The organism is Caproiciproducens lactatisolvens (assembly GCF_052443335.1).
Lineage (GTDB): Bacteria > Bacillota > Clostridia > Oscillospirales > Acutalibacteraceae > Caproiciproducens.
Genome location: NZ_CP195750.1, coordinates 493,794 through 518,983, shown reverse-complemented (window position 1 = coordinate 518,983; position 25,190 = coordinate 493,794). Strand labels below are relative to the sequence as shown.

The 25,190-nt window shown below is 53.0% G+C and carries 20 protein-coding genes; 1 reads left to right on the top strand and 19 read right to left on the bottom strand.

From position 1 onward, the window contains the following. Nucleotides 1-40 precede the first annotated feature (40 nt). The 4 genes from ACRQV7_RS02495 to ACRQV7_RS02480 are packed head-to-tail and all read right to left on the bottom strand — an operon-like array spanning nt 41 to nt 4,539. Complete coding sequence (locus ACRQV7_RS02495) at nt 41-1,654, bottom strand: sulfate adenylyltransferase subunit 1 (RefSeq protein ID WP_444659304.1); 1,614 nt, start codon at nt 1,652-1,654, stop codon at nt 41-43. Further along, on the bottom strand, nt 1,654-2,550 hold the full coding sequence (gene cysD, locus ACRQV7_RS02490; protein WP_444659303.1) for a sulfate adenylyltransferase subunit CysD: 897 nt from the start codon (nt 2,548-2,550) through the stop codon (nt 1,654-1,656). Before cysD ends, ACRQV7_RS02495 begins: the two co-directional genes overlap by 1 nt. An 11-nt stretch (nt 2,551-2,561) precedes the next feature. Then, nucleotides 2,562-2,876 (bottom strand): 4Fe-4S dicluster domain-containing protein, encoded by a 315-nt coding sequence (locus ACRQV7_RS02485; protein ID WP_444659302.1) that lies wholly within the window; start codon nt 2,874-2,876, stop codon nt 2,562-2,564. Continuing rightward, nucleotides 2,866-4,539, bottom strand: a complete 1,674-nt coding sequence (locus tag ACRQV7_RS02480; RefSeq protein ID WP_444659301.1) for an adenylyl-sulfate reductase subunit alpha — start codon at nt 4,537-4,539, stop codon at nt 2,866-2,868. The genes ACRQV7_RS02485 and ACRQV7_RS02480 overlap by 11 nt, the downstream gene beginning before the upstream one ends. 227 nt (nt 4,540-4,766) lie before the next feature. On the opposite strand from ACRQV7_RS02480, the gene ACRQV7_RS02475 reads away from it, so the two are divergent. Beyond that, nucleotides 4,767-5,801, top strand: a complete 1,035-nt coding sequence (locus tag ACRQV7_RS02475; RefSeq protein WP_444659300.1) for a LacI family DNA-binding transcriptional regulator — start codon at nt 4,767-4,769, stop codon at nt 5,799-5,801. 232 nt (nt 5,802-6,033) lie between these two features. Here the strand turns inward: ACRQV7_RS02475 and ACRQV7_RS02470 are convergent, their stop codons facing one another. The 15 genes from ACRQV7_RS02470 to ACRQV7_RS02400 all read right to left on the bottom strand — a co-directional run bounded on the left by ACRQV7_RS02470 (nt 6,034) and on the right by ACRQV7_RS02400 (nt 25,129). Then, nucleotides 6,034-7,092: a sulfate/molybdate ABC transporter ATP-binding protein gene (locus tag ACRQV7_RS02470; protein WP_444659298.1), complete on the bottom strand. Its 1,059-nt coding sequence runs from the start codon at nt 7,090-7,092 to the stop codon at nt 6,034-6,036. A gap of 5 nt (nt 7,093-7,097) precedes the next feature. Further along, complete coding sequence (gene cysW / locus ACRQV7_RS02465) at nt 7,098-7,907, bottom strand: sulfate ABC transporter permease subunit CysW (RefSeq protein WP_275717026.1); 810 nt, start codon at nt 7,905-7,907, stop codon at nt 7,098-7,100. A 5-nt stretch (nt 7,908-7,912) separates the two neighbouring features. Then, nucleotides 7,913-8,761, bottom strand: coding sequence for a sulfate ABC transporter permease subunit CysT (gene cysT, locus ACRQV7_RS02460; RefSeq protein ID WP_444659297.1), 849 nt, complete (start codon nt 8,759-8,761; stop codon nt 7,913-7,915). Between the two features lie 35 nt (nt 8,762-8,796). Further along, nucleotides 8,797-9,873, bottom strand: a complete 1,077-nt coding sequence (locus tag ACRQV7_RS02455; protein WP_444659296.1) for a sulfate ABC transporter substrate-binding protein — start codon at nt 9,871-9,873, stop codon at nt 8,797-8,799. Nucleotides 9,874-11,458: 1,585 nt separating this feature from the next. Continuing rightward, the gene (gene araD, locus ACRQV7_RS02450; RefSeq protein WP_444659295.1) at nt 11,459-12,154 is read right to left on the bottom strand and encodes an L-ribulose-5-phosphate 4-epimerase; all 696 of its coding nucleotides are present in this window, start codon (nt 12,152-12,154) and stop codon (nt 11,459-11,461) included. Between the two features lie 20 nt (nt 12,155-12,174). Next, entirely contained in the window at nt 12,175-13,656 is a 1,482-nt protein-coding gene (gene araA / locus ACRQV7_RS02445; RefSeq protein ID WP_275717035.1) for an L-arabinose isomerase, read from the bottom strand. A 32-nt stretch (nt 13,657-13,688) separates the two neighbouring features. Continuing rightward, nucleotides 13,689-15,347 (bottom strand): ribulokinase, encoded by a 1,659-nt coding sequence (gene araB / locus ACRQV7_RS02440; RefSeq protein ID WP_444659294.1) that lies wholly within the window; start codon nt 15,345-15,347, stop codon nt 13,689-13,691. A gap of 81 nt (nt 15,348-15,428) precedes the next feature. Next, a complete protein-coding gene (locus ACRQV7_RS02435; RefSeq protein ID WP_444660195.1) occupies nt 15,429-16,502 on the bottom strand; it encodes a GntR family transcriptional regulator in 1,074 nt (357 codons plus the stop codon). Nucleotides 16,503-16,598: 96 nt separating this feature from the next. After that, a complete protein-coding gene (gene mmsB, locus ACRQV7_RS02430; protein ID WP_444659293.1) occupies nt 16,599-17,783 on the bottom strand; it encodes a multiple monosaccharide ABC transporter permease in 1,185 nt (394 codons plus the stop codon). Further along, nucleotides 17,780-19,336 (bottom strand): multiple monosaccharide ABC transporter ATP-binding protein, encoded by a 1,557-nt coding sequence (gene mmsA / locus ACRQV7_RS02425; protein WP_444659292.1) that lies wholly within the window; start codon nt 19,334-19,336, stop codon nt 17,780-17,782. Before mmsA ends, mmsB begins: the two co-directional genes overlap by 4 nt. A gap of 81 nt (nt 19,337-19,417) precedes the next feature. Beyond that, nucleotides 19,418-20,554, bottom strand: coding sequence for a multiple monosaccharide ABC transporter substrate-binding protein (gene chvE / locus ACRQV7_RS02420; protein ID WP_444659290.1), 1,137 nt, complete (start codon nt 20,552-20,554; stop codon nt 19,418-19,420). A gap of 407 nt (nt 20,555-20,961) precedes the next feature. Then, nucleotides 20,962-21,723: a response regulator transcription factor gene (locus ACRQV7_RS02415; RefSeq protein ID WP_444659289.1), complete on the bottom strand. Its 762-nt coding sequence runs from the start codon at nt 21,721-21,723 to the stop codon at nt 20,962-20,964. A gap of 208 nt (nt 21,724-21,931) precedes the next feature. Next, nucleotides 21,932-22,828 (bottom strand): carbohydrate ABC transporter permease, encoded by an 897-nt coding sequence (locus ACRQV7_RS02410; RefSeq protein WP_444659288.1) that lies wholly within the window; start codon nt 22,826-22,828, stop codon nt 21,932-21,934. 13 nt (nt 22,829-22,841) lie between these two features. Continuing rightward, complete coding sequence (locus ACRQV7_RS02405) at nt 22,842-23,729, bottom strand: carbohydrate ABC transporter permease (protein WP_141827089.1); 888 nt, start codon at nt 23,727-23,729, stop codon at nt 22,842-22,844. Nucleotides 23,730-23,818: 89 nt separating this feature from the next. After that, nucleotides 23,819-25,129, bottom strand: coding sequence for an ABC transporter substrate-binding protein (locus tag ACRQV7_RS02400; RefSeq protein ID WP_444659287.1), 1,311 nt, complete (start codon nt 25,127-25,129; stop codon nt 23,819-23,821). Nucleotides 25,130-25,190 lie beyond the last annotated feature (61 nt).

Genomic DNA, 25,190 nt, shown 5'->3' with positions numbered 1-25,190 from the left:
GGGAATCGCTCCGCCCATGATGCCGTGCGGCGGCTTTGTGTCAAATCTCATAATCTTTCTCCCAAACCATCACCCTGCGGTACTTTCCAAAGTCCCGCGGAGGGTTGGTTTCCAATTCGATGCCGTTTGCGTCCAGCAGGGGGTATCGGCGTTCACGCGGACCAAACCCGGCAAAAACGCCGCCCCGGATGTTGGCAAAGCCGAAGTCGGATTCCAGGTCGAAATCGGCAGGATATTCGAAGGCTCCGCTCTGCAGGGGCAGCGCGTCCCCCTTTGCATAGGTGACCGGAGAAGGGCTGTGCCGCAGAACGGTGTGGACGTCCGCATGATAATAAAAACGGTCGAAAAGGTTGATTTTCAGCTTGTCGGAGCCGTCGCGCAGGAAAACGCCGTCCCGCTTTCCGTCCCCCGCGGCCTCAATGACGCCGCAGGCGGCTGTGGCGTGGGTGATCCGGTCGATTAAAATCAGCTCGCCCAGCGTTTTGTGCAGGCGGAATTCATCCAGCACCGCCGGTTCGGAAAGCACGATCTCGCACCGGACGATCTCATTTTTGGTAACCGAGCTGGCGGAAAGCAGCGCGCCGCTGTTTACGTCCACCTTATGGCGGATTCCGGTCACAATGGCGGGGAGCAGCTTTGTCCCCAGCTTGATCCAGTAATCCTTTCCGGGAACCAGCTTCTGGTCATCCATCCAAAGCAGGGTGGCCGAGAAGGATTTTGCCGTTTTCAGCCCGGCGTTCCTGGCCAGCACACAGCCGCGTGAAACGTCCACCTCTCGGTCCAGCTGAATGGTCACGGGCTGGCCCGGAACCGCGTCCTCCGCCTGTTTATCCGCGATATGAATCGACTTGACCAGCGCGGCTTCGCCGCTGGGCAGAGCAGTCAGCAGATCGCCGACCGCGACTTTTCCGGCTTCAATCTGTCCCTGAAAACCGCGGAAGCTGTGGTCCGGGCGGCAGACCCGCTGCACCGGCATATAGAAACCGGCTTCCGGCGCACCCCCCGAAATATCCACCGTTTCCAGATGCTCCAAAAGGGTCTCGCCCCGATACCACGCCATTTTGCCGGAATGCTGGGTGACATTGTCGCCCTCGGTGGCCGAAACGGGGATGATAACCGCGTTTTCCAGCCCCAGCTCCGCCCGGAGCTTTCCGATCTCCCCGGAAATCTCAAGGAAGCGTTTTTCATCATATCCGATCAGGTCCATTTTATTTACCGCGAACACAAAATACCGGATGCCCATCAGGGCGCAGATCCGGGCGTGACGGCGGGTCTGTACCAGCACGCCCTGAGAGGCGTCCGCCAGAATCACCGCCAGATCGGCAAAAGACGCCCCCACCGCCATATTCCGGGTGTATTCCTCATGGCCGGGAGTGTCCGCCACAATGAAGCTGCGCCGGTCCGTAGTAAAGTAGCGGTAGGCCACGTCAATGGTGATTCCCTGCTCGCGCTCGGCCATCAGGCCGTCCAGCAGGAGGGAGTAGTCGATTTTCCCGCCCCGGCTGCCCACCTGACTGTCCAGAATCAGCGCCTGCTCCTGGTCGGCGTACAGCAGTTTGGAATCGTAAAGAATATGCCCGATCAGGGTGGATTTTCCGTCGTCCACGCTGCCGCAGGTAATAAATTTTAGAAGTCCGTTTTCCGCGTTGCTCATTAGAAGTACCCCTCCCGTTTGCGCCGTTCCATGCTTCCCGCCTCTTCGTTGTCAATGACCCGGCTGGTACGCTCGGAGGTCACGGCGGCGAGCGTTTCGGCAATCACCGCGTCCAGCGTGTCGGCCTCGGATTCCACCCCGCCGGTGAGGGGGTAGCAGCCCAAAGTGCGGAAGCGCACTTTTTTCATCTGCGGCTTTTCGCCCGGAAACAGGCGCATCCGGTCGTCGTCCACCATAATGATATTGCCGTCCCGGTACACCACCGGGCGCTCGGCGGCAAAATACAGCGGCACGATCTCAATATTTTCACGGCGTATGTACTGCCAGATATCTTTTTCCGTCCAGTTGGAAATGGGGAATACCCGCATGCTCTCGCCTTTGTTGATCCGGGTATTGTAAAGCTTCCACATTTCGGGCCGCTGATTTTTGGGGTCCCAGGCATGATGTTCGTTGCGGAAAGAAAAAATCCGTTCCTTGGCGCGCGATTTCTCCTCGTCGCGCCGCCCGCCGCCAAAAGCCGCCGTAAACTGATATTGGGTCAGCGCGTCCCTGAGCGCCTGCGTTTTCATGATGTCGGTATAGGCTGCGCCGTGGTCGAACGGGTTGATTCCCTGGGCGATCGCGGCTTCATTGCGATGAACCAGCATATTGATGCCCAGTTCCTTTGCCCGCCTGTCCCGGAATGCAATCATTTCGCGAAATTTCCAGCTGGTGTCGATGTGCAGAAAGGGAAAAGGCGGTTTTTCGGGATAGAAGGCTTTCAGGGCCAGATGGAGCATGACCGACGAGTCCTTGCCGATGGAATAGAGCATGACCGGCCGCTCGCATTCCGCGGCTACCTCCCGGAAAATATAGATGGCCTCGGCCTCCAGTTTATCTAAGTGCGTCAGTGGCATGGAGTTCACTCCTAATAATTATTTGAATCGCGGCTGTCCACCGTGAGGGTTTTGGCGCTGCCGTCCGGATTCGTGACGGTCCAGCGCAGCAGGGTATTTTCCCGCCGGACGGTAAGCCGTCCGCCGAGGCCGCCCATATCTTCTCCCAGAAACATGGCGATCGCCTGCACCGGGCATTCCTTGACGCAGGAAGCGCACCCCCAGCATCTCTCGGGGCGCGGGATCGCCGCTTTCCCCGTTTTGTCCAGGCGGATCAGGCTGCCGGGGCAGACTTTGCGGCACCGCCCGCAGCCGATGCATTTCGCCGCGGTAATTTCAATGCTCATACGCGTCCTCCTCCCGCACAAGCGGCCGGAAGATCATATTCAGCCGCCCGTTTTCCAGCCGGGAATTGACATAGCAGTTCCATTCGGCGCCGCTTTCCGGGTAATCGGTATTCTCGGCAAAGCTGTGCCAGCGGGTTTCCCTGCGCGCCCCCAAGTGGGCGATCACCGATTTGCAGAGCGTAAGGCGCTCGCGCAGTTCCAATATGTAAACCAGCTCCTGCATCTCCGAAGCGGCCAGCAGTTCGGTTTTCCGTTCCAGCCCATGGATTTTGTCAGCGGCTATGCGCAGGGATTTCTCTGAATAGCGGTAATGGGAACCGATCCCGCCCGCGTATTCGTCCATCACGGACTGCATGGCTTCTTCCAGCCCGTCTGTGCCGTACGGCGCCGCGGAGCGGTTCAGGAAGCCCTCCAGCCAACGCTTTTTTTCTTCGGCCCCGCCCCGGTCGGAAGGGACCGTTTGATCGCCCATATAGGCTGCCGCCGCTCTCGCCGCGATCTCCCCCTCCACAAACGCGCCCGTAACGTATTTCTGCGGGCAGCCTCCGGCCACGTCCCCCGCCGCGAACAGGCCTTTGATCGTGGTTTCGCGGCTGGTGTCCACCCAATATCCGCTGGCGGTGTGCCCGCCGACGATATACGGCTCGGTACCCTCGATCTCCACATTCTGCACGCCCGGCGTCCGGCCGCTTTCCAGCCACCGCAGGGTTTGGCTGGGGGCCATATTGAGATAGGCTTTTTGCAGATCCTCATCCTGCTCCTTGGTGATCCCCACGGTCCGCAGATAACAGGGGCCGCGCCCCTCCAGATTTTCCATCACCGTGCCATGCACCCGCTGGAAAGTGGTAACGCCGTATTTCTGCTCGTATCCCTCGCCCAGCGCGTTGATCTGTTTCGCGCCCACTCCCTGCGCCAGCGTCCCGGTCGGGGCAATGGTATCCTTACAGCGCAGAGCGATGAAGCGCATTTCAAAGGTGGTCATTTCCGCCCCGGCAAGAATGCCCATGGCGTAGCCCGCGCCCGTGTTGAAAGGCGGATACCACATTTTATGGCGCGAAAATCCGGGGTGGTTGGGCCGGTACAGCCCCGCCGCGCCGCCGGTGGCGCAAAGCACGGCTTTGGCCGAAATCACATAGAGCACCGGTTCGTCGACGTCGATTGCATAAGCTCCGAGAATCCGGCCGTCCCTGACGATGTACTCAAACACATTGACCCGGTTCAGCACGGTGACCCGCGGCTGAACCGCAACGGCTGCGGCTAAAACCGGCTTGATATTCTCTCCGTTGATTTTGATATTGCGGCTGCCGCGGGCCGCGTACCGTCCCTGATTATCCTTCAGGATCGTCAGCCCCAGGGACTCCATTTTAGCAGCCGTGCGATTTAAGCCCTCGGCCATGGTCAGCAGAAGATCTCCCCGGACGATCCCCTGTGCGTCCGCACGGGCATAATCCACATAATCCCGGGGCGTTTTCCCCGGCACAATATAGGCGTTGATGGCGTTGACTCCGGCAGCCAGGCAGCCGCTGCGTTCGATGTCCGCCTTCTCGGCGATCAGCACGCTGCCGCCGGACGCTTCGCAGAAGGTCAGCGCCGCGTAACAGCCCGCCGTGCCGCCGCCGATAATCAGAAAATCCGTGGCCAGCGTTCTGATTTCCAAATCCATCTTATCACCTACTTTACATACATATTTAATATGGTATTATTTATTATACGCGGGGCACGCGGAAAAAACCAGCGCTAATTCCGCAAACGTTACACAAAAAAACTGTACAATTCAAAGCGCAAATCAGCGCAAACGTTTTCCGGTTTTCCGCTTGCAATTCTGATGGAAAACAGGTATTATATTAAACATATAATTTTAATATGTATTTATAGAAAGGAGGAATCCAGTTGACATTAAAAGAAATCGCGGCAAAAGCCGGGGTGTCTGTTTCAACCGTATCGCGGATTATCAACTCCCCGGACGACAGCTTCGCCCGCAAGGAAGTACGGGACCGGGTCTGGTCGATTATCAGGGAAACGGGCTACACGCCCAATCAGAGCGCCCGGGAACTGAAGCAGGGAAGAACGAGGGCGCAAAAAGCGCCTGCCGGCGCGGTAGCCTGCATTTTGGGCAGAACGAAAACAATCGACGACGATCCTTTTTTTGCGCAGCTCGCAAGGGTCATCGAACAGCAGGCGATGGAGTGGGGCTACCCCGTGCGGCTCTCCTATTCGGTTTTCGATATCAAAACGACCGTGCCAGAAAAAATCGAGCTGTTCAAAGCGGACGGAGCCATTGTGCTGGGACGGTTCGGCAGCGACTATATCGGCTTTCTGGAAAAGCACTATCGGAACCTTGTCTATGTGGGCCGCAACATCATCGCCGCCGGCTGCGACCAGGTCATCTGCAACGGGTACGAGGCGACGCAGATTGCGATGAAGCACCTGATTTCCTGCGGTCACCGGCGAATCGGCTATATTGGCGAGATTGCAAACGAGGTCCGGTACCGGGCGTATCTCGATACGCTCCGCGAACATGGGCTGGATTGCTCCGCGGGCCTGATCAGCAACTGTCCGCAAAACGGAGCCGGAGGATATCAGGGGGCGGAACATCTGCTCAGAACAGCCAGTCCGCTTCCCACCGCCGTTTTCTGTGCAACCGACATGGTCGCAGTCGCCGCCCTGCGCCGCTTTACCGAGGCAAAAATCAAGGTTCCGGAACAGCTTTCCGTCATCAGCATGGATAATATTGAACTGTCCGGATACGTTTCCCCCATGCTGACTACCGTGGGGATGCCCATCGTCGAAATGGGAAATGTGGCGGTGCAGATTCTCATCAACAGAATCCAGAAACGGCACAGGCTGCCCTTGAAAATCTTTTTGCCGAACAAACTGGCGATCCGGGAGAGCGTTGCAGATTTAAACGCGGGAATCTGCATCTGACTCTTCCCCCGCGTACAACAGCGCCGAAATGTAACATCAATTCCGAAAGAAACCGCCTGAAAATCAGGAATGCACCTTGGAACGGCTGATGATAAGCCAAATCAAGGTGCATTTTTGTACAGCTTAGTTGCGGCAGAATCTTTTGGCCAACCGGCTCAACCGTGCCGGTCTGGTCATCGGGCCGGACTTTTGCTGCTGCCGGGAGTCCTCCGGCCCGCGGGGAAAAGCGGCTTTAAATGTAAAATGTCTGTTCGTTATTTAAGGATGCGTTTTCCACCAGCTGGACCTGCCGGTCGTTATAGAGGTACAGCCGGTAAATCAATACGCTGGCCTCCTCGCCCACGGTGAACGGGTCGTCCTCCAGAGAACGGTAGGCAATCAGCTTTATGCCGCCGACGTTCACCCGCAGCTCCAGCACATTGCCGCGAAAGAAAATGTCTTCCACCGTCCCGTGCTCCGAGGCGTGGGGATAAAGCTCCTTATCCACCTTCGTGACCTGCACAAATTCGGGCCGGAGCACGGCCGTGGCATAGCCTTCATTGGTTTCAAACCCGTGGAACCTGCCGTAATCTTCCACGACGATCGATTCCCCAATGAATTTTGAGGCAAAGGGGGTGGCGGGATTCTTGTAAATGTCTGCCGGCGTTCCGATCTGCTCGATCCGACCTTTGTTGGTGATGATGATTTCATCCGCAACCTCCACCGCCTCCTCCTGATCGTGAGTGACGAAGATGCTGGTGATGCCCACCTTGTTGATGGTCTCTCTCAGCCAGGTGCGCAGTTCCTTGCGGACCTTGGCGTCAATGGCGGCAAAAGGTTCGTCGAGCAGCAGCAGGTGGGGCATTGGCGCCAGCGCGCGGGCAAAGGCCACCCGCTGCTTCTGTCCGCCGGAAAGCTGGTGCGGGCGGCGCTTTTCCAGGCCCTCCAGCCCAATCAGCCGGATCAGTTCACCGACCCTCTCTTTGATGTACGCCCTGTCTTTCTTTTGCACCTCAAGCCCAAAGGCAATGTTGTCGAACACCGTCATGTAGCGAAAAAGCGCATAATTCTGAAACACAAAGCCGATCCCCCGTTCGCTGGCGGGCAGGTCGTTTACCCGCCGGCCATCGATGATGATGGTCCCGCTGTCCGGCGTTTCCAGCCCGGCGATGATGCGCAGGATGGTGGTTTTTCCGCTGCCGGAAGGACCGAGCAGCCCGATCAGTTTGCCCTGTTCAATGGAAAAGCTGACATTGTCCGCCGCCTGAAACCCGCCGAATTTTTTATTGATATTCTGAAGCTCCACATACATATTGCTTACCTCTTTTCTCTCTTGATGCGGTGTTCTACGATGTTGCGCAGAATGAGGATGATTACCGCGATCAGGACCAAAATGGAGGAAACGGCAAAGGCGGCCGTCAGCTGGAATTCATTGAACAGAATCTCCACATGAAGCGGGAGGGTGTTGGTCTTGCCCCGCAGATGTCCGGATACCACCGATACTGCGCCGAATTCGCCCAGGCTCCGGGCGGTACAGAGAATCACGCCGTATAACAGCGCCCATTTGATATGGGGAAAAGTGACCCTGCGGAAAATGGAGAAGCCCTTGGCCCCCATCAGCGCGGCGGCCTCCTCCTCGTCATTGCCCTGAGCCTGCATCAAAGGGATCAGCTCGCGGGAAACAAAGGGGAAGGTAACAAAGATCGTGGCCAGCACAATGCCGGGCACGGCAAACACAATTTTAAGATTCATCGCTTCCAAAAACGGGTAGGCCCAGCCGATCCGCCCGAACACGAGAATGAACACCAGCCCCGCGATGACGGGCGAGATGGAAAAGGGAATGTCGATCAGGGTGGTGAGCGTCTGCTTTCCCCGAAAGCGGAATTTGGTGATCGTCCAGGCCGCGAAGATGCCGAACACCGTGTTGACAACGACCGTAATCCCGGTCGTCAGCAGAGTCAGCTGCAGCGCCTTGACCGCGTACTCGTCGGTGATGGACCTGGAAAAGGTCTCCCAGCCCTGCCGCAGGGCATAGACCAGCACGGTGGCGAGGGGCAGGACCAGCATAACGGCCAGAAACGTCCCTCCCAGCAGGATGAGCGTTCCTTTGACAATTTTCTGTTTCAACCGTCCTACCCCCTTGCGATTTTATTGATTCTGGCCTGGAGCAGATTGATGCCGAACAGCAGAATAAAGGCGAATACAACCATGACCAGCGCGATGGAGGTGGCGGCGGCGTAGTTGAACTGCTCCAGCTTATTCATGATAATCAGCGGTGTGATCTGCGTTTTATAGGGGATGTTCCCCGCGATAAACACCACGCTGCCGTATTCCCCGATACAGCGGGCAAAGGCCAGCCCGAACCCGGTCAGTGTGGCGGGCAGAATTTCCGGGAACACCACCTTGAAAAAGATGCGGGAGCGGCTGGCACCCAGCACCAAGGCCGCTTCCTCGTACTGCGGGTTCAGCTTTTCCAGCACCGGCTGGATCGAGCGCACCACAAAGGGGATGCCGATAAAAATCATGGCAATCACAATGCCGGCGGTCGTGTAAGAAATTTTGACGCCGATCCGGTCAAACAGCCGGCCGATCCACCCTTTGTCGGAATACAGGGTGGTCAGCGAGATGCCGGCCACCGCGGTGGGCAGGGCGAAGGGCAGTTCGATCAGGCCGTCCAGCACCCGCCGGAACGGGAATTCATAACGGGTCAGAATCCACGCGAGAAGAATTCCAAAGACTGCGTTGACCACGGCGGCAATGGCCGCGCAGGACAGGCTCACCCGATAGGTGGCCACCGTCTGCTTGTCGGTGACCACCCGCCAGAAATCAGCGAAGGTCGTACCCGAAAGGGTTAAAAAAACCGAGCACAGGGGGATCAGCACAATCAGGCTGAGCATGGTAACGGTGATCCCCATGGAAAGCCGAAAACCCGGTATGATATTATTTTGTCGCTTTCTGGAGCGCTTTTTCAGAGGAAACATGTGCAGGCCCCCTATGATCGGTAATAAATGAAACACTATTTTTTATAAATCTGGTCGAAGATCGCACCGTCCGCAAAGAATTTCTCGGTTGCTTTTGCCCAGCCCCCAAAATCGTCGTCGATGTTGACCATCTCAATATTCAGATTAAAAGTGTCGCTGAATTCCTTCAGGATGTCGGGGTTGGAGGGGCGGTAATAATTTTTCCCCTCCAGACGCTGTGCATCGTCCGAATAAAGGTATTCCAGATACGCTTTGGAAACTTCCTCGGTACCGTGCTTTTTGGCGTTGGCATCCACTACCGCGACCGACGGCTGGGCAAGGATGCTCAGGGACGGGGTGATAATCTCAAAATCATCCGGATGCTCTTTCTGGGAAAGGAAGGCTTCATTCTCCCAGGCCAGCAGCACATCTCCCTGCCCGTTTTCCACAAAGGTAGTGGTGGCGCCGCGGGCGCCGGAATCCAGCACGGTCACGTTGGCGTACAGCGATTTCAAAAATTCCTGGTCTTTGGCTTCATCTCCGCCGAATTTCTTATCCGCATATGCCCAGGCCGCCAAAAAATTCCAGCGCGCGCCGCCGGAGCTTTTGGGATCGGGGGTGATGACTTCCACGCCGGATTTCACAAGATCGTCCCAATCCTTCAGATTTTTGGGGTTGCCCTTGCGGACCAAAAAGACGATGGTGGAGGTGTAGGGTGCGCTGTTCTTCGGGAACTCATTCACCCAGCCGTCCTCGATCAGGCCGCCTTTGCGCAATTCGTCCACATCGCCCTCAAGCGCCAGCGTAACCACGTCGGCCTCGTTGCCTTCCAGCACCGAACGGGCCTGTTTTCCGGAACCGCCGTGGGACTGGGTGATTTCCACCTTCTGCCCTTTCTCTTTTTCCCAGTATTCCTGGAAAAGCTTATTGTACTGCTCGTAAAGCTCGCGGGTAGGGTCGTAGGAAACATTGGAGATAGCCACCGGCTTGGCGGAAGACGCGGCGGACACGGAAGAATTCACGGAAGAAGCCGCGGGAGAATTATTCCCGGCGCAGCCGGCGAGAGTTCCCGCAATCGTGGCCAGGGCGATTGCCAGAGCCAGTGTTTTTCTGAAAGAAAATGTATGTTTCATAAAAATATCCCTCATTTCATCGTTTTTAGATTGTTTGCAAACCGGGTTTGGAAGTGATTGCCGCATCACATTTGATCTATGACTTCCAAATCCATGCAACATCGAAAGCGCACCGGGATACGCAGGTTGTTTCTGTTCAGCATGAGTACCACCCTCACCTTTTAATACATATATAATTGATATGTATAGTATTGTTTTATAATACCCCAATGCTTCCGGTTCTGCAACGGGAAATTAAGCAATCGTTTGCGCGATACTGTCACGAAGTGCCTGATTCTGTCCGGTTTTTCCATAAAAACGGAGGCATCGGGATTGGCTGTCCCGATGCCTCCGGCTTTCCTTATATGAAATTGTACTCTCAGAAGTTACATCCCTGCGACTGTTGTCATCTAAGAAAACACTTAATAAAAGTCGGGCAGGAATTGCCGTATGCCGTATCAGGATATCTCAGATATTTGTTCTGAAAGCTTATGTGGATATTTGTTTTCGAGAGCGATAAATAAAAACAGACATACGGCACGCATAAGCATCAGACAGTAAATATTCCATCCCCCATGAAAGAATAACAGGTCAAATTCCATTAAAAGAGCATCGCATGTGAAATAGAGGATGAAAGAAGCGAGCTTCCAATACCATTTTTTCAATACACATAGGAACAATGCGCAAATAAAAGATACGGCGGCATTATAAAAAACTGAAAAGACCCCAGAATCCCGGTAGATGTTTTCGAACCAGCCGACATAAGTGTACTGAAGACCGGTTAGTAACAGGATACTTACCGGCAGCTTCATTATAACCAATAATGCGAACCAGAGAGTTATAAATCGCAGGAAAGTACGCCGCCTATTTTTCAACTGCAAATACCATGACTTCATAAAAATACAATAAAAGAAAATCGCGGCGCTTGTCATCCAGGTCCTCCACCAGTTATGCTGATAGATTCCAAGCCTGATAAAAAGAACATCCAATAACGTATAGATAACCGTTATCAGAAGGATCCGCCGGTAACGCGAAGGGAAGGCGGAAACAAGCAGGGCGGTGGCTGGCCACAGGGTGGCATTGGGGATAATATGGCCAAAAATGTTCTCCGCATAGTGGTCCTTGAAAACGCCGGGATAATATGAATAGCTGTTTTAAAAAAGCAGTCCGATCATTTCGGCAATAAAAGCGGTCATCATGGCAAACAGAAAAAAATCAGCAATTCATGATTGTCTTTTTTCTTAACCATAATGAAAACAGTCAATACTGCGCCGATTATCGCAAGTATGCCATACCAATAAATGGCCGCCATATCATCTACCTCAAAATACAAAGCTTAAACGGCTAACGCGTTCAAACTTAGTATGTCTTTAAATGGCATAGATGATACCGCCAGAATCCCTTATTCCCTTTATAGCCCCTGCATAATAGCGGGCGGTACGCCTTATTCTCCCTTTGCATGAATCCAGGCGCCCCCGTCAACAGGGAATTCCGCTCATTTCCTGCTTCCGGACCGGTTTAGGACCATGGCCGCACGGAACCTGAAAAGAAAAGGCCATGGCGAATTCGCCATGGCCAGGGAGGAAAGTATTGAAAAAGGTTCTTGTTAGTGATTTTGTCCGTAATACGCGTGTGCCCCATGCTTACGCAAAAAATGCTTGTCAAGCAGTTCCTGCTGCATCGGTCCATCCTGGACCTCAGCCATCTCCTGGGTGTGCCAGGCCATCATGGCCAATTCTTCCAGCACTACGGAATTGTGCACCGCCTCAAAGCAGTCCCTGCCCCAAGTAAAAGGTCCATGGGAGTGCACCAGGACGGCGGGGATATCAGCGGGATTCGCCTTGTTAAACGTTTCCACAATCACATTGCCGGTTTCCGCTTCATAGGCGCCCGCAATTTCTTCCGGGGTCATTTTTCTGGTACAGGGGATCGGCCCGTAAAAATAGTCGCCGTGCGTGGTGCCGTAAGCCGGAATGGACTGCCCCGCCTGCGCCCAGATGGTCGCCCATCGGGAGTGGGTATGGACAATTCCGCCGATCGCGGGGAAATTCCGATACAGGACACAGTGTGTCGGCGTGTCGGAGGACGGATTCAGGTCACCCTCCACCTTTTCCCCGTCCAGACTCACCACAACTATATTCTTCGGTTTGAGCCTGTCGTATTCCACGCCGGAGGGTTTAATGACAAACAGCCCCGATTCCCGGTCGATTCCGGAAACATTTCCCCATGTGAACACCACCAGATTGTGGGCGGGAAGCTGACGGTTCGCCTCGCAAACCTGTTCCTTCAATTCTTCCAGCATTCGTCTTCATCCCTTCCGGATTACTTTTTGAGCTTCCAGATCAGATCGTTCCAGGTAAGTTCCTTGCGAAGCTCGTTGATCTCGGTTTCCCTGCCGATGTGAACAAACTCGATCTCCATGATTTCAGCGAAATCGCGCAGCTCTTCCGCCGTAAGCGAATAGCTGATGACGGAATGGTGCGCGCCGCCCGCGTAAATCCATGCTTCCGCGGAGGTCTCGAGGCTTGGGAGCGGCTTCCAGAGGACGGCGGCCACCGGGAGGTTCGGCATTTCGTGAATCTGCTCCTGGCATTCCACATCGTTGACAATCATGCGGAACCGGTCGCCCATATCGATGATCGTCGCAAGCACCGCCGGGCCTGACTTTGCTTTGAAGGTCAGGCGCGCCGGATCCTCGCGGTCGCCGATTCCAAGCGGAACCACCTTGATCTTCGGGCGTTCCGCGGCGACGCTCGGGCACACCTCAAGCATATGGGCGCCCATGTTCATGCCGCACTCCGGGTCAAAGTTGTAAGTGTAATCCTCCATAAACGCCGTACCGCCCGTGCAGTCGGCCGTCATGAGCTTCATAATGCGGCAGAGCGCCGCGGTTTTCCAGTCGCCTTCCCCGGCGAACCCGTAGCCCAGGCGCATCAAGTCCTGCGCGGCAAGACCGGGCAGCTGGCGGAGCTCCTGCAAATCCTGAAAATTGGTGTGGAAGGCACCGAACTTTTCTTCTTCCATGAACTTCCGAAGCGCAACTTCTTCCCGCGCCTGATAGCGCACGGCCTCGAGATCATCCGTTGCCATATCGTAAACTTCGGCGTATTGCTCCATCTGGGCGTCGATTTCCTTCTCGGTGACGGCTTCCACCATGCGGATGATATCGCCGACGCCGTAATGGTCGACCTGCCAGCCGAATTTGATGTGCGCCTCCACCTTGTCGCCGTCCGTCACGGCCACTTCGCGCATATTGTCGCTGATGCGGAGCACGCGGAGCCTGCGGCTTTCAAACGCGCCGGCCGCCGCACGCATCCAGCGGCCCATGTGGTCACGCATCCCGGCGTCCTTCCAGTAGCCGGAAATGACCTTCTGCGGAATACGCATGCGCGCAAGAATAAACCCATGCTCCCTGTCGCCGTGGGCGGACTGGTTCAGATTCATGAAGTCCATGTCGATGCTTTCCCACGGGATGTCGCGGTTGAACTGGGTATTGATGTGAAGCAGCGGTTTCTGCAGGACGGAAAAGCCGCGAATCCACATTTTTGACGGAGAAAAGGTATGCATCCAGGTAATAATGCCCGCACACCGGGGAGCGTTGTTTGCCTCTGTGATCACCTTATAGATTTCATCGGAATTGCGCACCACAGGTTTAAAAACCAGGGTGCAGGGAATGGACGGGTCCGCATTCCATCCGTCTACCATGATTTTAGAATGCTGATCGACGGTTTTCAGCACATCTTCCCCGTAAAGGTCCTGGCTTCCAACCACAAACCAGAATTCGTATTTTTTTAAAGCTGACATATGTATCCTCCGATTATTCCTAATTTTAAAGATTATTTTTGCTTCATTGTTTTCAGGTGCTTCATCACATCATTTTCACCGCGCCCGAAATAGTCGTGCAGGGTGCGGTATTCCCGGAACAGCGCATCGTACCGCTCCGAATTTTCGGGGATCGGATCATAGACGGTGTCTTTGATTTTTCCCATTGCGCGGGCCGCTTCAAACACGCTGTCGTAGCCGCCGGCTTCCTTCCCCGCCGCGACGGAAGCGAAAATGGCGGAACCGAGCGCGGGTCCCTGAAGAGAACCCGCAATCTTCACGGGCATTTTAATCACATCCGCGTAAATCTGCATGGTCATCGGGTCCTTTTGTGAAATCCCTCCGGAAGCGAAAAATTCTTCGACCGGAACGCCATGCTCACGGTAATTTTCAATAATCATGCGCGTACCGTAGGCGGTCGCCTCAATCAGCGCGCGGTAAATTTCCTCCGGTTTGGTCCGGAGCGTCATTCCAACCATCATCCCGCTCAGGTCGACGTCGACCAGGACCGAACGGTTTCCGTTCCACCAGTCCAGCGCAAGCAGGCCGCTTTGCCCGGGGCGCAGCTTTTCCGCCTTTTCCCGCAGGTACCGATGAATATCTTTGTTCTGCCGTTTTGCTTCTTCCCAATAGGAAGCAGGCAGGCAGTTGTCGATAAACCACGCGAAATGGTCCCCGACACAGGACTGACCGGCCTCATAGCCGAAATAGCCCGGCATGACGCCGTCTTCCACCACGCCGCACATTCCCGGCACCTGGTGTTCCTCTTCGCCCATCATAATGTGGCAGGTGGAGGTGCCCATAATGGCCAGCATTTTGGACGGCCCGTCGATTCCGACCGCGGGCACGCACACATGCGCGTCCACATTGCCGACGGCGACCGCGGTGCCCTCCCTTAAGCCGGTAAGCTTTGCCGCCGTCGGGGTCAGCGTACCCGCCCTGTCCCCGAGCGGAAGAATGTCACGGGAGAGCTTTTCCTCCACCACATGCTCCAGCTTTGGATGGAGGGCCCTGAAAAAGTCATCGGAGGGGAAGCCCGTGCGCTTGTTCCAGATTTCCTTGTAGCCCGCGGTGCAGGAATTACGGGTCTCTTTTCCGCAGAGCTGCCAGATAATCCAGTCGGCCGCTTCGATGAAACGGTCCATCGCGTCATAGATTTCGGGGTCCTCTTCAACGATCTGCCAGATTTTTGGAATCGCCCATTCCGAAGAAATTTTTCCGCCGTAGTTCTTCAGCCACGGCTCGTTTCTTGCCGCCGCAATTTCATTCAGGCGGTTTGCCTTATCCTGCGCGGCGTGGTGCTTCCAGAGCTTTACATAGGCGTGCGGGCGGCTTCTGTACGCCGGAAGAAAGCTTAACGGCGTTCCGTCCGCCTTGACCGGCAGAACGGTGCAGGCCGTAAAATCCGTTCCGATTCCGATCACATCGTCCGGGGACACGCCGGATTCCTTCAGGATGGCCGGAATCGTATCAGCCAGCACGTCAAGGTAATCCTGCGGGTCCTGCAGCGCCCAGTCATGGCCGAGCGGCGTTCCGTCCGGCAAATTTTTATCCATTACCCCATGAGGATACTCGTAAACGGAAGAAGCAAGTTCTTTCCCGGTCTGAACATCTACCAGAACCGCCCGGCCGGAAAGTGTGCCATAGTCAACTCCTACTGTATATTTTGACATAACAACATCCTCCATCGTAAAAAATGTACGTACAACTTTGTCGAAAACAGAAAGGCTTCTCAGCCCCTTCCGTTTTCCGTCTTATTCGAGCACTCTGACGGACTTGCGTTCTACGATCGTCGGTTCAAAATCGACCGTGGCCTTAAATGCATGGTCCTGAATCAGGTGCAGCAGGTTTCGCGCCGCGGTGTCCCCCAACACATTCATGGGGTGTGCGACCGAGGTAAGCGGAACCTCACAAAGATCCGCAAGATCGGAATTATCAATACTGACCAGAGAAAGGTCCTCCGGAACCGCAATGCCGTTTTTCTTCATAATGTCCACCATCTGCATCGCGATCTCGTCGTTGTAACAGATCAGAGCGGTGCAGTCTTTTACACGCCGCAGGACAATCTCCGCAAACTGCGTAAGGTCGGGAATATCCTCCGTAGAGTACCAGAGCACGTTTTCATCATGAATTTCATATCCCGCTTTCAGCAGGGCGTCCAAATATCCGGCATAGCGCAGATGACCCTGGTGGTCATCCGACTTAAAAATTCCCGCAATCCGCTTGTGGCCCGCATTGATCAGGTACTGCGCGGCAATCAGCCCGGCCGTGCGGTCGTTCATGGACACATGCGGTATCTTAATGCCCGGATAGCTGCTGTTGATAAACAGCACCGGAATCCTTTGCCGCTGGATTTCCTCATAAATCTCAAAATTCGGATTCGGCAGGCCGCTCTGGGTCGGCTCAATAATCATCCCGTCCACGCCTTTTTCCAGCATGGAGCGCAGGACTCTGTTTTCGTTCTGGACCTTATTGTGCGTAAACGCAAGCTGCATGGAGTACCCGGCTGTTGTCAGCACGTTTTCAATTCCGCGGATAATCTGCGGAAAAATATACGCGCCCACATAGGTGGTGACCACACCGATGGTCATAGTGGGTTCCCGTTTGGCCGATGCGTTGAAAATGATATAGGTACCGCTGCCCTGCCTGCTTTCAAGATATTTGTCCTGTACCAGAATATTGATTGCCTGACGGACTGTCTGCCGGCTGATACCGAACATTGCGCCCAGCTCGTTTTCGGAATACAGCTTTTCCCCGTATTTGAGCTCTCCCGTTTCGATTTTATTTTTGATCCAGGTGACCAGAGTCATATATTTTGGCATTTCCATCACAGTGCTGCCTTCCTTTTTCCGTTATATTTTGAAATTATGATACATGAACCTTGTATAGATTGTCAATACATCTGAACAGCACTGGCAGACAAATCAGGAAGCCTTCTTTTTTGAAATCAGGTCGATTGTTACAGCACCCAGAAGGACAAGGCCCTTCACGACTCTCTGAATATCGACGGACCAGCCGATCAGCGACATCCCGTTGTTCAGCACGCCCATGATCAGCGCGCCGACGACCGCACCGATAATGGTGCCGCTTCCGCCAAGTGCGGCTGCGCCGCCTATGTAACAGGATGCGATGGCGTCAAGCTCAAAACCGTCGCCCGCTTTCGGCGTGGCAGACGCATTTCTGGCGGAGAGAACAATGCCGGCCAAAGCGCTCATCAGGCCCATGCTCACGTAAATCCAGAACATCACGCGCTGGGTTTTGATACCGGAAAGCTTTGCCGCTTTCGCATTGCCGCCCACCGCGTAAATCTGGCGGCCGGGGACCGTGTTGTTGGTAATGAAGGTGTAGATGATGATCAGTACCAGCATCAGCGCAAGAACAACCGGAAGCCCGTTGTAACAGGCAAGCTTGACGGTAAAGAAGTTAATAATCGAAATGATGACGGCAAGCTTCACAATCTCCTGCCATACGGCGGGCACTTCAAATCCGTAGGATTTTTTCTTATTGATGGAACGGATTTCCAGATAAATGACGATCAGCGAGGCAATAACACCGGCCAGAATGGAAAGCAGTTCAATCTTCTGTCCGCCGATATAGGTATAGATTTCGGGAAGATAGCCCGCGCCGATCTGTACGTAATCCGTAGGCAGCGGGCCCTTTGTCTGACCGCCGAGGATCACCATGGTAAGTCCGCGGAAAATCAGCATGTTTGCAAGGGTCACGACGAATGCAGGAACATTCAGATACGCGATAAAGAACCCCTGCCACGCGCCTGCCAGAAGGCCGCACAGCAGAATCACCAAAAACGCAACGGCAATCGGAAGGTGAAGGTCCAGGACCATAATGGCGCACGCGGCGCCGGTAAAGGCAACCACGGAGCCGACGGAAAGGTCGACGTTGCCGGTCAATACGCAGAGCAGCATGCCGACCGCAAGGATGACAACGTAGCTGTTCTGCATAATCAGATTATTAACGTTCATCGGGCTGACATTTTTACCGCCCGAAAGCAGATTAAAGATAAAATAAATCAAAATGAGGGCAATCAGCATTCCGTATTGCTTCGCATTTGTACTGCCGGATTTTTTCTTTGCAAGACTTGAAGTACTCATATCGCCTGCTTCTCCCTTCTGGTATGTGACATAATGATTTTCATAATCATTTCCTGAGAAAAATCTCCCCTATCCAATTCCCCGGCTATTTCGCCCTGGTTCAGAACATAAATCCGGTCGCAGACGCCGAGAAGCTCCGGCATCTCGGAGGAAATAAAGACAACCGCCTTCCCCGCCTTTGCAAGGTCGTTGATAATCTCATAAATTTCATATTTCGCCCCTACATCGATTCCGCGCGTCGGTTCATCCAGAATCAGGACGTCGGGATTGGCGAGAATCCATTTGGAAAGAACGACCTTCTGCTGGTTTCCGCCGGAAAGCGAACCCGTGATCTGCCTGATGGAATTCGTTTTGATATTGAGCTTTCCGCGGTATTCTTCGGCAGCCACGATTTCTTCGTTCTGGTCAATAACCCAATGCCTGGAAAAACGGTCGCGCAGGCTGGAAAGCGTCATGTTCCAGCGAACGTCGTTGATCAGAACCAACCCGTAATTTTTCCGGTCTTCCGAAGCGTAGGCAATCCCGTTGCGGATCGCATCCTGGACATCGCGCAGAACCAGCTTCTTTCCGTCTTTATAGATCTCTCCGGAAATTTTGCTTCCGTAAGATTTTCCGAAAATGCTCATCGCGAGTTCCGTGCGTCCGGCGCCCATCAGCCCCGCAAAGCCGACCACTTCGCCCTTCCTGACATGGAAATTGACGTCCTTGAGCATGACGCGTCCGGGATCGTCCGGATGGTGTACCGTCCAGTTTTTGACCTCGAACGCAACGTCGCCCGGCTTGCTTTCGCGGGGCGGATAGCGGTTCGTCAGCTCACGGCCGACCATTCCTTTGATGATCCGGTCCTCGTTCAGGTCGTCCTGTCCTTTCTTCAGCGTTTCAATTGTTTTGCCGTCGCGGATGACGGTAATGCTGTCCGCCACCTGGCTGAGCTCGTTCAGCTTATGAGAAATCATGATGCAGGTAATTCCGCGTTCTTTCAGCCCCAGGATAATGTTGAGCAGCTTTTTACTGTCCTCATCATTCAGGGAAGCGGTGGGTTCGTCCAGAATCAGCAGTTCCACCTTTTTGGCCAGCGCTTTCGCAATTTCGACCAGCTGCTGCTTGCCGACGCTCAGCTTATTGACCGGCAGGTTTACGTTTTCGTCGGAAAGGCCGACTTTTTCCAGAATTTCTTTTGCCTTCTGTCTTGTCTGGCTCCAATCAATCACATTTTTTACATTCGTAATTTCGTTGCCCAGAAATACGTTTTCCGCAATGGAAAGATAAGGGCTTAAGGCAAGCTCCTGATGGATAATCACAATCCCCTTCCGCTCGCTGTCCCGAATGTCGCGGAATTTGCATTCCCCACCGTTATAAATAATTTCACCGGAATAATCGCCGTAGGGGTAAACCGCGGACAAGATGTTCATCAGGGTGGATTTCCCGGCTCCGTTTTCCCCGCAAAGGGCGTGAACCTCGCCTCGCTCCACCGTAAGGTTTACATCGTCCAAGGCCTTTACCCCGGAAAATTCCTTCGTGATATGCTTCATTTCCAGGATGATATCAGCCATGCTACGCACCTCGCTCCTGTGGTATTAATAGGTTGAGCGACAGCTGTAAAACTGCCGCCCAAATTTTCAAGCTTGAACGAATCAGGAAAGATCGGATTCCTTATAATACTCGGAATCGATCAGCTCTTTCTGGATATTGTCCTTGGTAATTGCAACAGGTGTGCACAGATAGGAGGGAACAACCAGCTTGCCGTTGTTGTAGGATTTGGTGTCGTTGATTTCCGGCTGCTTGCCTTCCATCACGGCCTGGACCATGGTAACGCACTTTGACGCGAGCAGGCGGGTATCCTTAAAGACCGTCATGGTCTGTTTGCCGGACTTGATGTTCTTAATGGCCATTGTCTCAGCGTCCTGACCGGTGATGACGGGCCACTTTGTGCCGACCTTGTAGCCCGCACCTTCCAGAGCGGCCGCAATCCCGTAGGAAATGCCGTCGAACGGGCTCAGAACAACGTCAACGTTCTTGCCGGTGCTGTAATAGCCGGACAAAATATCTTCCATTCTTTTCTGAGCGGTTTCCTGCGACCAGCGGAGAGTACAGATTTTGTCAAAATCGGTCTGGCCGGAAACAACGTTCAGCTTGCCGCTGTCAATATAAGGCTGAAGGACTTCCATGGCGCCGGTGTTGAGGAAGTGCGCGTTATTGTCGTCGGGAGAACCCGCGAACAGTTCAATGTTGAAAGGACCCTTGCCTTCTTTCAGGCCCATTTTTTCTTCTATGTATTTGCCGATCAGTGTGCCTACGCCCTTATTGTCAAAGGTTGCATAATAAGAAACCGCGTCGGTGTCCATCAGCAGACGGTCATATGCGATGACCGGAATGTTGTTTTTCTTTGCTTCCGCAAGGACATTTACCAGAGCGCTGGAATCGATGGAGGCGATTACCAGGCACTTCGCGCCGCCCGTAATCATATTTTCGATCTGAGAGACCTGTGCCTGAACATCATCTTCAGCATACTGCAGGTCAACTGTGTAGCCCAGCTTTTCGAGCTGCTCTTTCATGTTGTTCCCGTCGCGGATCCAACGTTCGGAGGATTTGGTCGGCATTGCCACACCGACTTTCTGTCCGTTTGCCGCCGCGGAAGGCTGCGCTTCGTCAGAAGCAGCCGGCTGGGCATTTGCCGCCTGTGATGTGCTCGGTCCAGAGCCGCACGCCGCGGTTGCCAAAAGCATACACGCCGTAAGAAAAATCGCCATCAATCTTTTGATCCTTTTCATTCTTCTCTCGCTCCTTACATGTTATTAATACAACTTTTTATAATACCGCTATTTTTAGCGGAAATATAACAAATACACAGTTTCTATTCCTAATATGGGCTGTTTACATCTACAATATATACCAAAGATTTAAACTTGTCAATATAAATTTAATTATTTTTGAACATTACTTTGCTTATTTGTATGTACAAGTTGTACTATTACAAGTTAAACTTGGTTGTTCTTTATTAAAATTGTGCCCTAATAAAAGCAAAGGCTCCGGATGGGTGGGGCCGGGTGGTTTTCCCTACGGCCGATTCTGAACCGCACCAGAACCAATAAAGAAAGCTTGTTCCGGGTGCCAACAATGACAGCCCGGAACAAGCTCCACGGGACATATTCAAATGGATCAAACCGCCGTCGTATCCTTATTTACATACCACGTTGCGGTATTCGTTGGGTGACATTTGCCTGATCTTTTTAAAGACCCGCGAAAAATGATTGACATCGTTGAATCCCAGTACATCTGAAATTTCGTAAATCTTCAAAGAAGGGTTCCGCAGCAGTTCTTCCGCTTTTTTAATCCGGGTTTCGTTCAGCAGGTCGCAGAAGCTCTTATTCGTATATTTGTTCAGCAGCTTGCTGAGATACCACTGGCTCACGTACGCTTTTTCCGCGAGCTCCGTAAGCGTCAGCTTCTCCGCATAATGAAGTTCTATGTAGTTTAAAGCTCCCCGTACGATAAAGTTGTTTGCCGCGTTTGTTTCCTGTAATTCCGCCGGCTTCTCTTTTGATTCCGGCGTCCCTTTCCGCTGCTTTCTCAGATTTTCCGTCATGGCCTGGAGCGCTTCCTCCAGCTCATTCATTTTAGAAGGCTTCAGCAAAAACCTCGTTACGCCGATATGAATCGCCCGCGTCGCATACTCAAAGTCCCGGTATCCCGTGAGCACGGCAATCTGCATATCGGGAAACTCCCCTTTCAGCCCGGCCAGCATGGTAAGCCCGTCCATATTGGGCATTTTGATATCTGTAAACAGAATATCCGGATCGTTTTCCCGGATCGCTCTTGCCCCGGACTTTGCATCCGATGCGGCGGCGACTACCCCGCAGTCATATTTCGCCCAATTGACCACCTTTTTAAGGCCTTCCACAATAATATCTTCATCATCAATAATAATTACTTTATACATATTGAATGCCTCCGAATCATCATATTGAAATTATAGCACAGAACACAGAAAAATCGGGTATATTTTCTGGTGTTTACAAAAAACATACCCGTTCTGTACAAAGTACAAGATTCTACAGCACTTTAAGGCTACGTTCCTCCCCGCCGAAGGCGGGGAGGAACGTGTTTTGTCCCGCAAACGGAAATGGAATTGCTGTAATATAAAATTTTTATCCCTTGATTGCCCCGGCGGTCATCCCTTTGATAATGTTTTTTTGCAGGAATACATAAACGACAAGTACGGGTACAACGACCAAAACAACCGCGGCCGCCATCAAACCGTAATTCACGCCGGCAATCGAAGTGATTTCATTGAGCAGCCGTGTGATCGTAAAGGCATCCTTGTACCGTAAAAAGAACATCTGTGTAAAAAGATCATTATATGACCACAGGAAGGTGAAAATGGCAACGGTGGCAAAGGACGGCTTTGCAATCGGAACGATCACTTTAAAAAAGATCTGATAAATATTATATCCTTCCAAATAAGCCGCTTCCTCCAGATCAATCGGCAGCCCCCGGATAAATCCCATGAGAACGACGATTGCAAAAGAAAGATTCCCCGCAATCTGCGGTAAAATGACACTCAGCTGAGAAAGCGCTACGCTGTTCGTGTTGACGATATGCCAGCCGAACATCATACGGAAAACCGGGATGATGGTGGAGAAAACCGGGAACATCATACTCGCGATGATCAGGGAATGCAGGGCGTTTCTGCCCCTGAACCGATAGCGTGCCATACCGTACGCCGCAAATCCGGCCAGCAGTACGACAACGACGGTAACTGCGACAGAAATGATAAGACTGTTTTTATATGCTCCGAAAATATCCACACGGTTGAAGGCCGTCTTATAATTATCAAATGTAAAGCTGTCCCCCATCGGAACAGAAAAAGAATCGGACCGAATCAGCCCTTTTACCTTAAACGAGTTCATAATGACCCAAAGAAACGGGTAAATGGTGGTAACCGCCCAAAAGGAAAGAACAAGGTAAATGAGAACTTTCCCCGGCTGTACCCTGCGCCGGACACCGTGTGACCGTGCGGGCTCCCGTGTATCTGCTGTTCGCATCTTTTCCCCTCCCCTAATAATCCTTCTCTTTGAAGATTCGGTTTGCAACCTGAGAAACAACCACACCGATCACAACAATCACAATCGCAATGGTGGAACCGTAGTCCACATCGCCCATGGTAAAGGTCTGGTTATACATATAAGTTCCGGTCAGCCACGATTGATCCATCGGCATACCCGCGCCCATCATGACCCAGGGCAGGTCAAACACCTTCAGCGCGCCGGTGACTGCCAAAATCAGGCAGGTAATCAGAACATTGTGCAGGAGCGGCAGCGAAATGTAGCGGACACGGTTGAACCCGCTTGCGCCGTCAATCTCCGCGGCTTCGTAAATGTCGGGTGAAATATTATTCAGGCCGGTTACGATGATGACGAAATAAAATCCGACATACTGCCACATAACCGGAGTCATCATGGTAAACAGAAAATGTGCTTCGTCCTTCCAATCGATCATATCGGTCATGCCAAACTTCATCAGCAGCTGGTTTACCATGCCGCCGTCATATAAAAAAATCAGGTTGAATAAAAGTCCCAGAGCCGTTGCGGAAATGACAATCGGAAAAAAGTACACGGTTCTGAAAAACTGAGTGCCCTTTTTGATGTTGTCGATCAATAAAGCAAGCAATAAAGCGATTCCAACCTGAAAAATGATTGTCAAAAGCATGAGCAGCATGGTATTGACCAGCGCCGTATTCATAATCGGATCCTGAAAAAGCTTTCCGTAATTCAGATACCAGGGGGAATTAAACCCCTCCGCCGCCGTGCCGAGCCCGGTGATATTGCAAAAGCTGTTGTAAATATTCATGGCAAAAGGATAATACAGAAACACAGCCATAAATAAGAATGCGGGAATCAGGAATACCGCCAACGGTGATTTTTTTTTGTAGATCGTAGAATTCATTGATCATCGCCCTCTTTAAAAAAACCGGAGAGCTGATACACCACTCTCCGGTTTTTGACATTGAACAGGAAAATATGTGAGATGAAGAATTAGCCCTTAATTGCCAGACAGGCATCGATTGCCTTTTCGGCCGTTGTTTTTCCGGTTGCGATATTCTTAATATCCGCAAACAGCGCGGTACGTGCTGTTTGTATCAAGCCATCCTGCGTTGCGGGAGTAATTCCCGTTGCGCCCTTGGTCATAGCCATAGCCGCCTGCTCCAGGGAATCCGTATCGCTTTTCGCGATTGTGCCGTTCTTCAATGCGGTGACTGCCGTCGCGCCGAAGGTGGAAACCACTTCATCCGTCGTCATTGCTTTTACAAAGTCGACGCACGCCTTCTGCTTGGCGGGGTCACTCCACGCTTTTTGGGTAATATAATAGCCCATGGACAGGCCGCCGATGATATCCGTGGATTTTCTTCCGTTTTCACCCGGCACGTAGGTAACGGTAAAGTCGTCGATGCTCTTTGCGTTTTCCTGGAACCAGCCGATCTTCCAGGAACCGTCGATCGCGAAAGCGGCTTTGTCGTCAGCCATCAGCTGGAAGGTTTCCGCATCCGTTGCCGTTGTGGTGTTCTTTGGGAAGTAACCTTTTGTATAGAGCGTTTTAATATCGTTGAGACCCGCTGTCCAGGCTTTGCCGACCTCATCGGTGGAAGAAGCGGGAAGCTTCGGATGGGTCGCCGGCGTGCCGTGGTTGAAGATGCAGTACTCAAACCAGTAATGAGGGACCTCCTGCAAAGAACAGGCGATCGGGGTGATTCCCTTCGATTTGATCGTCTCGCAGTCCTTCAGGAACTGGTCCCAGGTGTAATCCGCGCCGGGAACTTCAACGCCGCAGTCTTTGAGGACCTTCTTGTTGATGAACAGTCCTTCCCAGTAGCCGTTTACCGGGACGGAATAGTTTTTGCCGTCCGCGGGGGACGCCCCGAGACGGTCGTCCGTCATATTGCTTGCGTAGTCGGGATACGTCTTCCGGATCTCATCGATGCTGACTACTTTGCCGCCCTGAACAAGCTTGTTCGCATCAACGCCGTTAAAGTAAAAAAGTACGTCCGGCTCGGCGCCCGTTTCAAAGTCGGCCATGATTTTGGCTTTCCACTCTTCGTTGGAAGTGCCGGAGGCATCCTTGACCGTATTGCCGGTAGCGGTTTCATAGGCCTTGTAAGCGGCTTCATAATTCGCCCTGTTGCCGTCGTCGCCGCCGTAGGATGTCACGACTGTAATTTCCACCGGCTTTGCCGCCTCGGAAGACGGAGCCTGGGAAGCGGCCTGCGACGCCGCGGGCGTGCTTTGACATCCGGCAAGCATTGCGCTGCCAAGCGCCATTGTAAGGATGAATGCAGTTATCCTTTTCATAAAACAACCTCCATATTATTTGAAATATGCCGTATCTTTTCCAGTGAATACTATATTACAC

What these genes read in the sequence shown, in the direction of transcription:
- ACRQV7_RS02495 (WP_444659304.1), bottom strand. Translation starts at nt 1,654, where the DNA reads ATGAGCAACGCGGAAAACGGACTTCTAAAATTTATTACCTGCGGCAGC.
- cysD (WP_444659303.1), bottom strand. Translation starts at nt 2,550, where the DNA reads ATGCCACTGACGCACTTAGATAAACTGGAGGCCGAGGCCATCTATATT.
- ACRQV7_RS02485 (WP_444659302.1), bottom strand. Translation starts at nt 2,876, where the DNA reads ATGAGCATTGAAATTACCGCGGCGAAATGCATCGGCTGCGGGCGGTGC.
- ACRQV7_RS02480 (WP_444659301.1), bottom strand. Translation starts at nt 4,539, where the DNA reads ATGGATTTGGAAATCAGAACGCTGGCCACGGATTTTCTGATTATCGGC.
- ACRQV7_RS02470 (WP_444659298.1), bottom strand. Translation starts at nt 7,092, where the DNA reads ATGTATGTGGAGCTTCAGAATATCAATAAAAAATTCGGCGGGTTTCAG.
- cysT (WP_444659297.1), bottom strand. Translation starts at nt 8,761, where the DNA reads ATGTTTCCTCTGAAAAAGCGCTCCAGAAAGCGACAAAATAATATCATA.
- ACRQV7_RS02455 (WP_444659296.1), bottom strand. Translation starts at nt 9,873, where the DNA reads ATGAAACATACATTTTCTTTCAGAAAAACACTGGCTCTGGCAATCGCC.
- araD (WP_444659295.1), bottom strand. Translation starts at nt 12,154, where the DNA reads ATGCTGGAAGAATTGAAGGAACAGGTTTGCGAGGCGAACCGTCAGCTT.
- araA (WP_275717035.1), bottom strand. Translation starts at nt 13,656, where the DNA reads ATGTCAGCTTTAAAAAAATACGAATTCTGGTTTGTGGTTGGAAGCCAG.
- araB (WP_444659294.1), bottom strand. Translation starts at nt 15,347, where the DNA reads ATGTCAAAATATACAGTAGGAGTTGACTATGGCACACTTTCCGGCCGG.
- ACRQV7_RS02435 (WP_444660195.1), bottom strand. Translation starts at nt 16,502, where the DNA reads ATGGAAATGCCAAAATATATGACTCTGGTCACCTGGATCAAAAATAAA.
- mmsB (WP_444659293.1), bottom strand. Translation starts at nt 17,783, where the DNA reads ATGAGTACTTCAAGTCTTGCAAAGAAAAAATCCGGCAGTACAAATGCG.
- mmsA (WP_444659292.1), bottom strand. Translation starts at nt 19,336, where the DNA reads ATGGCTGATATCATCCTGGAAATGAAGCATATCACGAAGGAATTTTCC.
- chvE (WP_444659290.1), bottom strand. Translation starts at nt 20,554, where the DNA reads ATGAAAAGGATCAAAAGATTGATGGCGATTTTTCTTACGGCGTGTATG.
- ACRQV7_RS02415 (WP_444659289.1), bottom strand. Translation starts at nt 21,723, where the DNA reads ATGTATAAAGTAATTATTATTGATGATGAAGATATTATTGTGGAAGGC.
- ACRQV7_RS02410 (WP_444659288.1), bottom strand. Translation starts at nt 22,828, where the DNA reads ATGCGAACAGCAGATACACGGGAGCCCGCACGGTCACACGGTGTCCGG.
- ACRQV7_RS02405 (WP_141827089.1), bottom strand. Translation starts at nt 23,729, where the DNA reads ATGAATTCTACGATCTACAAAAAAAAATCACCGTTGGCGGTATTCCTG.
- ACRQV7_RS02400 (WP_444659287.1), bottom strand. Translation starts at nt 25,129, where the DNA reads ATGAAAAGGATAACTGCATTCATCCTTACAATGGCGCTTGGCAGCGCA.